Source organism: Rhizobium sp. CB3171, from assembly GCF_029714265.1.
Lineage (GTDB): Bacteria > Pseudomonadota > Alphaproteobacteria > Rhizobiales > Rhizobiaceae > Rhizobium.
The window spans coordinates 1270503-1283848 of the sequence record NZ_CP121652.1; the positions used below are offsets into that span (position 1 = coordinate 1270503).

Below are 13346 nucleotides of genomic sequence, written 5' to 3' on the forward strand. Positions count from 1 at the left end.
GGTCCCGGGCAGATGACTTTTTTCCCGGCACCTTCAAACTAAATAGCAGAAATATATGCGGAATCGGGCGAAGCAAAATTTCGGACGATCCCAAAACGGATTATCTCCAAGGCGGCGAAAAGCCATGTTCTTCGTTCTATAAGCTCTTTGGAGGACGACACTCTCCGAACCATGGAGAGCAAGCTATGGATCTGACTGGGAATCCGGATTTCTGAGGGGCCGGGATTGGTGCCATCCGTAGTAATATTCGATGGGATATCAATAGGTTGAACTTTTCCTCGAACTCCCGTGCCGGTGCTCGAGCAAGGTACGGTCGTTGGCGATCTGCCTTAGCATGCTGCGCCCGGCCAGAATCATCTCGACGAGAAAGGCCACAAAGGCGCCCATGAGTGCGAAGACGGCAAGGCCAAAGAGCCAGAGCAGCAATTGCTCGCGAAATTGCTGTCGAATTGCACCGCCCATGAGGCCGAGCGTCGCAAGGCATGTGAACACGCCCGATGCCGTGCCGAGCAGAACTGCGATCTCCAGCGCCAATGTTCGCCGCCGCAGATAATAGAGCTGCAGCAACCGCGTTTCATCCGGGTCCTCAGAGGTCACCCGTTCGAAAAGGCTGTTGACCCGGTCGGAGACGCGGGCGAGCCTAGCCGAAAAGACATTGAGGCACCCGGCGGTGCCCGCCAGCAGAAAGACCGGTGTCAGCGCTATTTGAATAACGTGCGCGGCAATAGACGTCAGATGGTCGTTCAGCACATTGGATCTCCTTTCTGTCCAACGTCATCCGGTATCGGCTCCAGGGTTGTCGCCTTGCCAAAGAGGGCGCGGAGATGAGGCTGGTGACTGATCTCGCGCGAACGTTCAGGTTGGCGGCGCCGCCGATTGCGTCATTTGCTCAGCGATCTTCTTTCTCTGCAGTGTCATGGCTGCGATCGCGGCATCGGATTTTTCCTCGCCACCCACCTGCACTGTCGGCTGAGCGAAGTCGATGCCGTTTTCCATGAAGGCGTCGCGGATCATGGTATAGGCCTGGCGCCGTATGTAGGTTTGCCGACCGGGGAGGGCGGTAAAAGCGAAACTCAGTTCGATACCGAAGTCGCCAATTTGCTCCACCCCCTTCATTTTCAGGGTCTCAAGAATCTGCGGTCCGATTTCCGGATCTTCTTTCAACTGCTCTCCGATTTGCTTGACGATCCTTTTCGCCTTGGCGACGTCGGTATTGAACGGAACCCGTAGCAGGAATTTATCGATCGCCCAGTCGCGGCTCATGTTCTGAACGGCGCCGAGTTCGCCGAAGGGAACTGTGAACACCGGACCATGATGATGTCGAAGCCTGACGGAACGCAGGCTGAAGGATTCCACGGTTCCCTTGTAGCTGCCGCTTTGAACGTATTCGCCGACGCGGAAGGCATCGTCCATCAGGTAGAAAATGCCGCTGACGATATCCTTGACGAGCGTTTGCGAGCCGAAGCCGATCGCCACGCCGAATATGCCGGCCCCCGCAATCAACGGCCCGATCTGCACGCCCATTTCGGACAGCACGGTGAGGACGGCGGCTGCGATAACGATGGCTGCCAGTGCGTTGCGGAAGATCGGCAACAGGGTGCGAAGGCGGCCCGCGCGCGCGGCTTCCGCCGATGGCGAGGAGGCACTGCTATCGGCGGCGCTCAATTTCTCGTCAATGAATGCCCTCGACAATTGCCAGCAGAGATCGGCCAAAATCAGAACGACGACGCTCTTCAGCGCACCGCGAACAGCGGCGTCGATCGCCGGATTTTCTCGTGCGAGGATGTTGGGATCATAGTGCCAGACGACGGTAATCCAGGCGACCGCGGCTACGATGACGAGCGCCCGCGCACCGCGGATGGCCAGCACCATGCGCGCACTGTTCTTGTTGTCACCAGGCCAGCGTCCCTTTGCAAATGCTTCGGCCGTTCGTCCGACGGCAGTCAATAGCCCCGGAAGAACAACGACATAGATGCCAAGCCAGAAAAGGCCGACGAAGTTGGCCACCCAAAGAAGCCAGAGGCAGGCAACGTAGAGTGAATAAAGGATGTTCATAAGCGTTAACTGTCGGGCAGCGGTTTCCTTGGCCGGTCGCCGCCACACGGCTTCGAGCGTAATCAGCAATAGGAGAATGGAGAACCCGTGGGAGACGACGGTGCCGACATCTCCGTCGATGGAGAGCGGTCTGGTCAGCGACGTCGTGGCGCCGGCTATCGCCAAAACGGCAATGAAGAGACAAGCCCTGCGATAGCCGAAGGCCGACAGAGAGCCCGCGTCCATCGATAGTCTGCAGACGGCAAATGCGAGGCGAGCAGCAATGAATGCCGTCAGATAAAACAGGATCACCACATGCAGTAGCGGCGGCCAGTCTATGGCTAGGAAAATGGCGGAGCTGACGAGGGTGAAAGTGATCCACGGTCCTAATTCTCCGATCGTATGTGCGACAAGAGGATTTGGAAACTGGGCTTTCAGGACGGTTTTCTTGAAAAACCATTCCGCAGCGAGACCGACGCAGACCAATGCGGCGAACATGACGACGGCAGGCGCAAAGCCGTTGTTCCTTGCCTGCTCACGCACCCTGCTCGCTGCAGCGGCGAGCTGCCCCGGTACATTGGGAATCGCCGACCGCAGCGCCTTATATCGAGCGCGAGCGCGGGCCTCTCCGGTTTCGACCAGCGTCGCCGTCGCCGAAGGTGCCGGCTGTTGCTCGGCTGCTTGCCGCTTTTCCAGCCATTGGCGCAGCTCCGGATCATTCATCAGACGCAGCAATTCCGATAGCTTTGCAGGCGGTGCTGTGGGGGCCGTTTCGGGGGTCTGCGCGTGGCACAGTTGCGGCGCAATAGCCGTGAAAACAAGGATAAGTGCAACGGCGACCAAGCCGCTGGGCATAAGGGAAATCAAGCGAGCGACAGAATCCGTGAACCTTCGGACGTGGCCCACCAGGGCCAGACAAAGAGAAGCCGTCAAATGTAAGACCGGGCGTATGGGCGCCCCCTCGACGAGCATCAAGCGCATGTCTCCCCCAAGCACCCGACAATCAGATTGAGTACTGCTGCAAAGATAGAAGTAACGACAGGCCGCTCTTCTGCCTTTCCGAGATCGGATGGTGAATTGCGTTGCCGTTGGACAATCCGAACTGAAGAATGCGCGTCTTTGTCTTGCTGCCGGGAAACGGACTTTTCGGCGCTATCCTCACCCGTATCACTTACCTGTTGCCGCGCTACAGATCATTTATTGCAGTATGATGCGGATATTGCTCGAATTATTGCCCTCTCACAAGGGAGAGTTTGGTGCCAGCACATATATAATTCGGCTAGTTCGCGTGCGGATTTTTGCGGGAGCGCTCTTCTGTCGTCTGCTCCGACGCTTTGATCTTGAATTGAGCGGCAGATGGGCGCAAACCTGCCGACGAATGAAGGGGGAGACCATGACCTCATCGCCGCATCCGCTGGATCATCTCGTTCTGCCGACGGTCAATATCGCCTTGGCGCGGGAGCGGCTGGGCAAGCTTGGTTTCACCGTAGCGTCCGATGCCCGACATCCCTTCGGCACGGAGAATGCCTGCGTTTTCTTTGCTGACAGGACCTATCTGGAACCCTTGGGTGTTGCATCGCAGGAGCAGTGCGAGGCGAGCGTGGGGGAGGGCAATGTTTTCGTCGCCCGCGACCAAGCCTACCGTTTTCGCATCGGCGATGAGGGGTTTTCGGCCGTCGTTTTCGGCACGGACGATGCGGTCGCCGATGACGAACGATTCCGGGTCAACACCATATCAGCCGGAAACATGCTGGATTTTGCCCGGCCGATGCGTATGCCGGATGGCTCGGAGGTGACGGCAGGTTTCCGTCTTGCTTTCGCAGCCGATTTGCGTTCGCCGGATTTCTTCACCTTCTGCTGCCAGCGCATCAATCCATTGCCGGCCGATCGCGGCGCCCTGGAGCGGCATGCCAATGGCGTGACCGGCATAGCAAGGGTTGCCGTCTCGGCGCCGAATCCGGCTGCGTTCCGTGGCTTTTTCGAGCAGGTCGTCGATAGGCCAAAGATATCGGATCATTCCTTCGGCCTGACGATCCACGCGGCCAATACGGGGATCGAGGTCCTGACCCCAGAAGGCATGGAAGCCTTCTACGATCTATCCTTGTCGGGGGACGATCCCGGCCTTCGCGGACGGGCAATCCTTTTCAAGACGCGCGATCTTTCCGTGACATCGTCGCATTTGGCTGCTAACGGCGTCACATATACGCGTAAGAACAATCGTATTTTGGCAAAGCCCGCCCCCGGACAGGGCGCGTTGTTCGCCTTCGAGGAGATAGCATGAGCACCAATTCCGAAGTGATCGTCGGCGAGGGCGCATCCAAGGTTCTGTTTTCCAATAGCGCCAAGCTGTCGCTGATCGCCGGCCCCTGCCAGATGGAAAGCCGCGATCATGCCTTCATGATCGCCGGCGTGTTGAAGGAACTCTGCGACAAGCTCGGTATCGGCCTTGTCTACAAGTCGTCCTTCGACAAGGCGAACCGCACGTCGCTCTCCGGCAAGCGCGGCATCGGCCTGGAAAAGGCATTGGAGGTCTTTGCCGATCTCAAGAAGGAATATGGCTTTCCAGTCTTGACCGACATCCATACGGAAGAACAGTGCGCCATTGTCGCCGAGACGGTCGATATTCTGCAAATCCCGGCCTTTCTGTCGCGCCAGACCGATCTTCTTGTCGCAGCCGCAAAGACCGGCCGCGTCGTCAACGTCAAGAAGGGCCAGTTCCTCGCGCCCTGGGACATGAAGAACGTGCTCGCCAAGCTGAATGAGAGCGGCAATCCCAATGTGCTTCTGTGCGAGCGCGGCGCGTCTTTCGGTTACAATACGCTCGTTTCCGACATGCGCTCGCTGCCGATCATGGCGGCGATGGGCGCGCCGGTGATTTTCGATGCGACGCATTCGGTGCAGCAGCCGGGCGGACAGGGTGGTTCGACGGGCGGCGACCGCCGATTCGTCGAAACCCTGGCGCGTGCAGCGGTCGCTGTCGGCGTCGCCGGCCTCTTCGTCGAGACGCATGAGGATCCGGACAATGCCCCTTCGGACGGTCCGAACATGGTGTATCTGAAGGACATGCCGCGGCTTCTGGAAAAGCTGCTTGCCTTCGACGCGATCGCCAAGGCCTGAGAAATGGGAGGCGTTCAACAGGCTGACATGAATTTGCGCTACGCGGCCTGTAGGCGCTTCAATCGAGGATGCGGGGCGGCATTGTAATTTCCGCACCTTCGACTTAGACAGATTTCAATCGATTATAACCCAGCGAGCAGGAAGCTATCATGACCGCAATCACCGACATTATCGCCCGCGAGATTCTCGACAGCCGTGGCAATCCCACCGTCGAAGTCGATGTGTACCTGGAAGACGGCAGCATGGGCCGCGCTGCGGTTCCGTCGGGCGCTTCGACCGGCGCGCATGAAGCCGTCGAAGTTCGCGACGGCGGCAAGCGTTATCATGGCAAGGGTGTCGAGAAGGCCGTCGAAGCCGTCAACACCGAGATCTTCGACGCGATCGGCGGCATTGACGCGGAAAACCAGATCCAGATCGACAACATCATGATCGAGCTCGACGGCACGCCGAATAAGTCGCGCCTCGGTGCCAACGCCATCCTCGGCGTATCGCTCGCAACTGCCAAGGCTGCCGCCCAGAGCGCCAACCTGCCGCTCTACCGTTACGTCGGCGGCGCTCACGCCCGCCTGCTGCCGGTTCCGATGATGAACATCATCAACGGCGGCGCTCATGCCGATAACCCGATCGACTTCCAGGAATTCATGATCCTGCCGGTCGGCGCAGATACCCTTCGCGACGCCGTCCGCATGGGCTCGGAAATCTTCCACGTCCTCAAGAAGGAACTGGCATCGCAGGGCCACAACACCAATGTCGGCGACGAAGGCGGTTTCGCGCCTGGCCTTTCCAGCGCGCCGGCTGCGCTCGACTTCATCATGAAGTCCATCGAAAAGGCCGGCTACAAGCCCGGCGAAGAAATCGCTCTCGGCCTCGACTGCGCTTCGACGGAATTCTTCAAGGACGGCAAGTACGTTCTGGAAGGTGAAGGCCGCACGCTGGAATCCGGTGCCATGGCCGAGTACCTCGCCGAACTCGCCGCCAAATATCCGATCATCTCGATCGAAGACGGCATGGCCGAAGACGATTGGGAAGGCTGGAAGATCCTGACCGAACTGACCGGCAAGAAGACGCAGCTCGTCGGCGACGACCTGTTCGTCACCAACTCGGCTCGTCTGCGCGATGGTATCCGCATGGGTGTGGCCAACTCGATCCTCGTCAAGGTCAACCAGATTGGCTCGCTGACGGAAACGCTTGACGCCGTCGAAACCGCGCACAAGGCCAACTACACGGCCGTCATGTCGCACCGTTCCGGCGAAACCGAAGATTCGACCATTGCCGATCTCGCCGTTGCCACCAACTGCGGTCAGATCAAGACCGGCTCGCTGTCGCGCTCGGATCGTCTTGCCAAGTACAACCAGCTCATCCGCATCGAAGAAGCGCTCGGCCCGCAGGCTCAATATGCCGGCCGTTCCATCCTTCGCGGCTGATAATGCCTGAAAATCCAAGGGATTTTCGCAAAGGCCTATTCTGCGTCGGGTAACAATCCGAGTCGCCTTATAAGCCAATAATTTCCAGCTCTTGAACCGCGCCTTCGGGCGCGGTTTTTTGTTGGAAAAATGGCAGAGTCAACGGATGGTTAATCTCTGGCGGCTAGTGTTGTCATAGATGTTTGATTTAGCATGATCTTATCCGGAAACCCGTTGTGCGGACCTGAGGTCGGGATCATTCTCGGTAGAGCCTTTTGAGCAAGCGAGTATGTGGACAAAATATCATAAGAAGAGAAAGTTCGGCCGTTTCGTTCTCCCCGCTATCACGGTCGCCTTCGTGAGCTATTTCGGCTACCACTGCGTTCACGGCGACTACGGTCTGAAGGCAACCGAGGTTTTCGAGAAGCAGCGCATCGACCGCGGCAAAGAGCTTGCCGATCTCGTCGCCAGGCGCGAACACCTTGAAAAGGAAGTAGCTTTGCTCAGCGATGGCTCGCTGGACAAGGATATGCTCGACCAATATGCGCGCTATCAACTGACCTATTCCAAAGCCGACGAGATCGTTATTTTCAACAAATAGCCGCAATTAACCGAATTTCGGTTAATTGCCTTTTTTGTAAGCATATCAATCGCTTGCAAAGAATATGAGCCATGCAATTATAGCATTGCTGTGGCGAGCAATCTTCCCTATGTTACGCGGCACTACAAAACGAGGCTACTCACATAGGGAGGGTTGAATGGCGCCGCGAAAAACCGCGTCCGTTTCCAGCCGTAAGACAACATCCAAGCCTGTCAAAGACACCAATGGTGGTGCGATCGCGGATTTCGACCGCGATGAGGAGCTCAAGGCCTATCGTGAGATGCTCCTGATCCGCCGCTTCGAAGAGAAGGCCGGCCAGCTCTACGGCATGGGCTTCATCGGCGGTTTCTGTCACCTTTACATTGGCCAGGAAGCTGTCGTCGTCGGCATGCAACTGGCGCTGAAGGAAGGTGATCAGGTCATCACCGGCTATCGCGACCACGGTCACATGCTGGCAACCGGCATGAGCGCCCGCGGCGTCATGGCCGAGCTTACCGGACGCCGGGGCGGCTATTCCCGAGGGAAGGGTGGCTCCATGCACATGTTCTCCAAGGAAAAGAACTTCTACGGCGGCCACGGCATCGTCGGCGCGCAGGTCGCGCTCGGCACGGGCCTCGGCTTCGCCAACTGGTACCGCGGCAATGACAATGTCAGCGTCGCCTATTTCGGCGATGGCGCCGCCAACCAGGGCCAGGTCTCCGAAAGCTTCAACATGGCGCAGCTCTGGAAGCTGCCGGTGATCTACGTGATCGAGAACAACCGTTACGCCATGGGCACGTCGACTGCGCGCGCCACCGCGCAGGCAGACTTCTCCAAGCGCGGCTCCTCCTTCGGCATTCCCGGCATTCAGGTCGACGGCATGGACGTCCGCGCCGTCAAGGCCGCTGCCGACGAAGCTGTCGAATATTGCCGGTCCGGCAAGGGCCCGATCATTCTGGAAATGCTGACCTATCGCTATCGCGGCCATTCCATGTCGGACCCGGCCAAGTATCGGTCCAAGGACGAAGTGCAGAAGATGCGCTCCGAGCATGACCCGATCGAGCAGGTTCGCGCGCGCCTTCTGGAAAAGGGCTGGGCGTCGGAAGACGATCTGAAGGCGATCGACAAGGATGTCCGCGATATCGTCGCCGACAGTGCCGATTTCGCCCAGAACGACCCGGAGCCGGATGCTTCCGAGCTCTACACCGACATTCTGCTCTAAATCGGGGAGGGACGATCCATGCCCATCGATATTCTCATGCCTGCCCTTTCTCCGACGATGGAAGAGGGCACCCTTTCCAAGTGGCTCAAGCAGGAAGGTGACAAGGTCACCTCCGGCGACGTCATTGCCGAAATCGAGACCGACAAGGCCACGATGGAAGTGGAAGCCGTCGACGAAGGCACGATCGGCAAGCTGCTGATCGAAGCCGGCACCGAAGGCGTCAAGGTCAACACCAAGATCGCGATCCTGTTGCAGGACGGCGAATCCGCTTCGGACATCTCGACGGCGAAGGCCGCTCCGGCCGCCGAACCGGTCAAGACCGAAGCGCCCGCCGCAGCTGCCCCGGCGCCCGTTCCGGCACAGCCGAAAGCCGCCCCTGCCGATCCGGAAATTCCGGCCGGCACGGAAATGGTGTCGATGACAGTGCGTGAAGCGCTGCGCGATGCCATGGCCGAAGAAATGCGCGCCGATCCGGACGTCTTCGTCATGGGCGAAGAAGTTGCCGAATACCAGGGCGCCTACAAGGTGACCCAGGGCCTGCTGCAGGAATTCGGCCCCCGCCGCGTTGTCGATACCCCGATCACCGAGCACGGCTTTGCCGGTGTCGGCGTCGGTGCTGCCATGGCCGGCCTTCGCCCGATCGTCGAGTTCATGACATTCAACTTCGCCATGCAGGCGATCGACCACATCATCAATTCCGCTGCCAAGACGCTCTACATGTCCGGCGGCCAGATGGGCGCTCCGATCGTCTTCCGCGGCCCGAACGGTGCCGCAGCCCGCGTCGCAGCTCAGCACAGCCAGGACTATGCCGCCTGGTACAGCCAAATTCCGGGCCTCAAGGTCGTCATGCCCTATACGGCAGCCGACGCCAAGGGCCTGCTGAAGGCCGCGATCCGCGATCCGAACCCGGTCATCTTCCTTGAAAACGAAATTCTCTACGGTCAGCACTTCGATGTGCCGAAGCTCGACAATTTCGTTGTGCCGATCGGCAAGGCCCGCATCCATCGCTCCGGCAAGGACGCAACGGTCGTCTCCTTCGGCATCGGCATGACCTATGCCACCAAGGCGGTTGCCGAGCTCGAAGCCCAGGGCATCGATGTCGAGCTAATCGACCTTCGCACCATCCGCCCGATGGACCTGCCGACCGTCATCGAATCGGTCAAGAAGACCGGTCGCCTGGTGACTGTCGAGGAAGGCTATCCGCAGTCCTCCGTCGGCACGGAAATCGCAACCCGCGTCATGCAGCAGGCCTTCGACTATCTCGATGCGCCGATCCTGACGATCGCTGGCAAGGATGTGCCCATGCCCTACGCCGCCAACCTCGAGAAGCTGGCGCTTCCGAATGTCGGTGAAGTGGTCGATGCGGTGAAAGCCGTTTGCTACAAATAAGGGGAGGGCTCTTCGATGCCTATCAACATCACCATGCCTGCCCTCTCGCCGACCATGGAAGAGGGCAACCTCGCCAAGTGGCTGGTCAAGGAAGGCGATAAGATCAAGTCCGGTGACGTCATCGCCGAGATCGAGACCGATAAGGCGACGATGGAAGTCGAGGCCGTCGATGAAGGCACCGTTGCCAAGATCGTCGTTCCCGCCGGCACCGAAGGCGTCAAGGTCAATGCGCTGATCGCGGTTCTGGCTGGCGAAGGCGAGGATGTCTCTGCCGCTGCCTCGGGCGCCGCTGCGCCGGCCGCCGCGGCACCTGCACCTGCGCCGAAGGCAGACACGGCTCCAGCCCAGTCCGCATCGGCCGCTCAGCCGGCGCCGGCCGCGCCTGCGGCTCTCTCGACGGATGGTCATCGCACCTTCGCATCGCCGCTCGCTCGGCGTCTTGCCAAGGAATCCGGCATCGATCTGACTGCGCTCGTCGGCTCCGGCCCGCATGGCCGTGTGGTCAAGAAGGACATCGAAGCCGCCGTCTCCGGCGGTGTCGGCAAGGCCGCTCCGGCGGCTGCTCCCGCCGCCCAGCCGGCCGCTGCTGCACAGGCTCCGGCCGCAGCCGCGCCGAAGGGCATGTCGGACGATGCCGTCCTCAAGCTGTTCGAGCCCGGTTCCTACGAGCTCGTGCCGCATGATGGCATGCGCAAGACGATCGCCAAGCGCCTGCAGGAATCCAAGCAGACGATCCCGCACTTCTACGTCTCGGTCGATTGCGAACTCGACGCGCTGCTGGCGCTGCGCACGCAGCTCAACGATTCGGCACCGAAGTCGAAGGACGGTGCGCCGGCCTACAAGCTCTCGGTCAACGACATGGTCATCAAGGCCCTGGCGCTGGCGCTGCGTGACGTTCCGGATGCCAATGTGTCCTGGACTGACAGCAGCATGGTCAAGCATAAGCATGCCGATGTCGGCGTTGCCGTTTCCATTCCGGGCGGCCTGATCACGCCGATCATCCGCAGCGCCGAACTGAAGACCCTCTCGGCCATCTCCAACGAGATGAAGGACTACGGCAAGCGCGCCAAGGAACGCAAGCTGAAGCCAGAGGAGTATCAGGGCGGTACGACGGCCGTGTCCAACATGGGCATGATGGGCGTCAAGAACTTCGCCGCCGTCGTCAACCCGCCGCATGCGACCATCTTGGCCGTTGGCGCGGGCGAGCAGCGTGTGATCGTCAAGAAGGGCGAGATGGCCATCGCCACCATGATGACCGTCACGCTGTCGACCGACCATCGCGCCGTCGACGGTGCGCTTGGTGCGGAGCTGCTGGCGGCCTTCAAGGGCTACATCGAAAATCCGATGGGGATGCTCGTCTGAGCCTTGTCGTCAAACGGAGGCATGCATGACCAAGACCGTTCTGTGTTATGGCGACTCGCTGACATGGGGCTATAGCGCCGAAACGATTGGTCGTCATGCTTTCGAAGATCGGTGGCCGAGCGTGCTGCAAAAGGCGCTCGGCGATCAGGTCCGGATGATTCCGGAAGGGCTGAACGGCCGCACCACGGCTTTCGATGACCATCTCGCCGATTGCGACCGTAACGGCGCGAAGGTATTGCCGACGATCCTGCAGACGCATGCGCCGCTCGATCTCGTCATCATCATGCTGGGCACCAACGACATGAAGCCGGTGATCGCCGGTTCGGCCTTTGCTGCCTTGCAGGGCATCAGCCGGTTGATTCAGCTCATACGCAATCATACATGGGCGTTCGAATATGATGTCCCCGACATTCTGATCGTCGCGCCTCCCGTCATCACCGAGACCGCCAATCCGGCTTTCGCCGCTCATTACCTCGGCGCGATCAAGGAGTCGGCGAAGCTTGCGACGCTCTACCGCGATCTGGCCGACGAGCTTGGCTGCGGCTTTTTCGATGCAGGCACGGTTGCCGTGACGACGCCGCTCGACGGGGTGCATCTCGATGCGGAAAACACCCGGGCGCTCGGTCGTGGCCTCGAGCCCATCGTGCGAATGATGCTTGGACTTTAACTATTTGATTGAGCACGATCTTGCTCGCCGCTTCGGTTCGGCATCGTGCTTCGGGAAAATTAAGGCAGGCTGCGCTTCGATCGGCCGCCAACCAAAGGCAGGAAACATATGGCTGAGAATTACGACGTCATCATCATCGGCTCTGGCCCTGGCGGCTATGTCGCCGCCGTGCGCGCCGGCCAGCTTGGCCTGAAGACGGCGATCGTCGAACGCGAGCACCTGGGCGGCATCTGCCTGAACTGGGGCTGCATTCCGACCAAGGCGCTGCTGCGTTCGGCCGAAATCCTCGATCATTCCAATCATCTGAAGGACTACGGTCTTGTCCTCGAAGGCAAGGTAACGCCGGATGTCAAGGCGGTCGTCGCCCGTTCGCGCGGTGTTTCCGCCCGCCTCAACACGGGTGTTGGCTTCCTGATGAAGAAGAACAAAGTCGATGTGATCTGGGGCGAAGCCAAAATCACCAAGCCCGGCGAAATCGTCGTCGGCAAGTCGACCAAGCCGGTTGTCGAGCCGCAGCATCCGCTGCCGAAGAACGTCAAGGGCGAGGGCACCTATACCGCCAAGCACATCATCGTCGCCACGGGCGCCCGCCCGCGCGCGCTGCCCGGTATCGAGCCGGATGGCAAGCTGATCTGGACCTATTTTGAGGCACTGAAGCCAGATTTCCTGCCGAAGTCGCTGGTGGTCATGGGTTCCGGCGCGATCGGCATCGAATTTGCGAGCTTCTATCGCTCTATGGGTGTCGATGTCACCGTCGTCGAAATCATGCCGACCATCATGCCAGTCGAAGACGCCGAAGTCTCCGGCATCGCCCGCAAGCAGTTGGAAAAGCGCGGCCTAAAGATCTTCACCAAGACGAAGGTCACCAAGGTCGACAAGGCTGCGAACAGCATCACCGCGCATATCGAGACCGAGGACGGCAAGGTGCAGCAGATCACGGCTGACCGCATGATCTCCGCCGTCGGCGTGCAGGGCAACATCGAAAATCTTGGCCTGGAAGCGCTCGGCGTGAAGACCGATCGCGGTTGCGTCGTCATCGACGGCTACGGCAAGACCAATGTGCCGGGCATCTATGCGATCGGCGACGTCGCCGGTCCGCCGATGCTGGCGCACAAGGCCGAGCATGAGGGCGTGGTCTGCATCGAGAAGATCGCCGGCCTGCCGAACGTGCATCCGACCGACAAGAGCAAGGTGCCGGGCTGCACCTATTGCCAGCCGCAGGTCGCCTCTGTCGGCCTGACGGAAGCCAAGGCAAAAGAACTCGGCCGCGACATTCGCGTCGGCCGCTTCCCGTTCACCGCCAACGGCAAGGCGATCGCGCTTGGCGAGGACCAGGGCCTCTGCAAGGTCATCTTCGACAAGAAGACCGGCGAACTGCTCGGCGCGCATATGGTCGGCGCCGAAGTCACCGAACTGATCCAGGGCTTCGTCGTCGCCATGAACCTGGAGACGACGGAAGAGGAACTGATGCACACGATCTTCCCGCATCCGACCGTTTCGGAAACGATGAAGGAAGCCGTGCTGGACGCTTACGGACGCGTGCTCAACGCTTGATAATCTCCTGGCTCGCCC

General features: G+C 59.9%; 11 protein-coding genes. 9 read left to right on the top strand and 2 right to left on the bottom strand.

From position 1 onward, the window contains the following. Positions 1-258 precede the first annotated feature (258 nt). A complete protein-coding gene (locus tag QA648_RS06320) occupies positions 259-750 on the bottom strand; it encodes a DUF2721 domain-containing protein (protein WP_104822991.1) in 492 nt (163 codons plus the stop codon). A gap of 105 nt (positions 751-855) precedes the next feature. Continuing rightward, positions 856-2889: a mechanosensitive ion channel family protein gene (locus QA648_RS06325; protein ID WP_283050282.1), complete on the bottom strand. Its 2034-nt coding sequence runs from the start codon at positions 2887-2889 to the stop codon at positions 856-858. A 538-nt stretch (positions 2890-3427) separates the two neighbouring features. On the opposite strand from QA648_RS06325, the gene QA648_RS06330 reads away from it, so the two are divergent. The 9 genes from QA648_RS06330 (at position 3428) to lpdA (ending at position 13328) form a co-directional block, all read left to right on the top strand. Beyond that, positions 3428-4315, top strand: a complete 888-nt coding sequence (locus QA648_RS06330) for a VOC family protein (RefSeq protein ID WP_283050284.1) — start codon at positions 3428-3430, stop codon at positions 4313-4315. Next, positions 4312-5151, top strand: coding sequence for a 3-deoxy-8-phosphooctulonate synthase (gene kdsA / locus QA648_RS06335; RefSeq protein ID WP_283050286.1), 840 nt, complete (start codon positions 4312-4314; stop codon positions 5149-5151). The genes QA648_RS06330 and kdsA overlap by 4 nt, the downstream gene beginning before the upstream one ends. Before the next feature lie 149 nt (positions 5152-5300). After that, on the top strand, positions 5301-6575 hold the full coding sequence (gene eno / locus QA648_RS06340; protein WP_104822995.1) for a phosphopyruvate hydratase: 1275 nt from the start codon (positions 5301-5303) through the stop codon (positions 6573-6575). Between the two features lie 268 nt (positions 6576-6843). Further along, positions 6844-7155 carry a septum formation initiator family protein gene (locus QA648_RS06345; RefSeq protein WP_104822996.1) on the top strand — a complete coding sequence of 104 codons (312 nt, stop codon included), beginning with the start codon at positions 6844-6846 and terminating at the stop codon, positions 7153-7155. A 157-nt stretch (positions 7156-7312) separates the two neighbouring features. Next, positions 7313-8356: a pyruvate dehydrogenase (acetyl-transferring) E1 component subunit alpha gene (gene pdhA, locus QA648_RS06350; protein WP_104822997.1), complete on the top strand. Its 1044-nt coding sequence runs from the start codon at positions 7313-7315 to the stop codon at positions 8354-8356. 18 nt (positions 8357-8374) lie between these two features. Then, positions 8375-9745 (top strand): pyruvate dehydrogenase complex E1 component subunit beta, encoded by a 1371-nt coding sequence (locus QA648_RS06355; RefSeq protein WP_104822998.1) that lies wholly within the window; start codon positions 8375-8377, stop codon positions 9743-9745. A 15-nt stretch (positions 9746-9760) separates the two neighbouring features. Beyond that, positions 9761-11107 (top strand): pyruvate dehydrogenase complex dihydrolipoamide acetyltransferase, encoded by a 1347-nt coding sequence (locus tag QA648_RS06360; RefSeq protein ID WP_283050290.1) that lies wholly within the window; start codon positions 9761-9763, stop codon positions 11105-11107. Positions 11108-11132: 25 nt separating this feature from the next. Continuing rightward, positions 11133-11774 carry an SGNH/GDSL hydrolase family protein gene (locus tag QA648_RS06365; protein WP_104823000.1) on the top strand — a complete coding sequence of 214 codons (642 nt, stop codon included), beginning with the start codon at positions 11133-11135 and terminating at the stop codon, positions 11772-11774. Between the two features lie 108 nt (positions 11775-11882). Next, positions 11883-13328 (top strand): dihydrolipoyl dehydrogenase, encoded by a 1446-nt coding sequence (lpdA, locus tag QA648_RS06370; RefSeq protein WP_260303856.1) that lies wholly within the window; start codon positions 11883-11885, stop codon positions 13326-13328. The last annotated feature ends 18 nt before the right edge of the window (positions 13329-13346 follow it).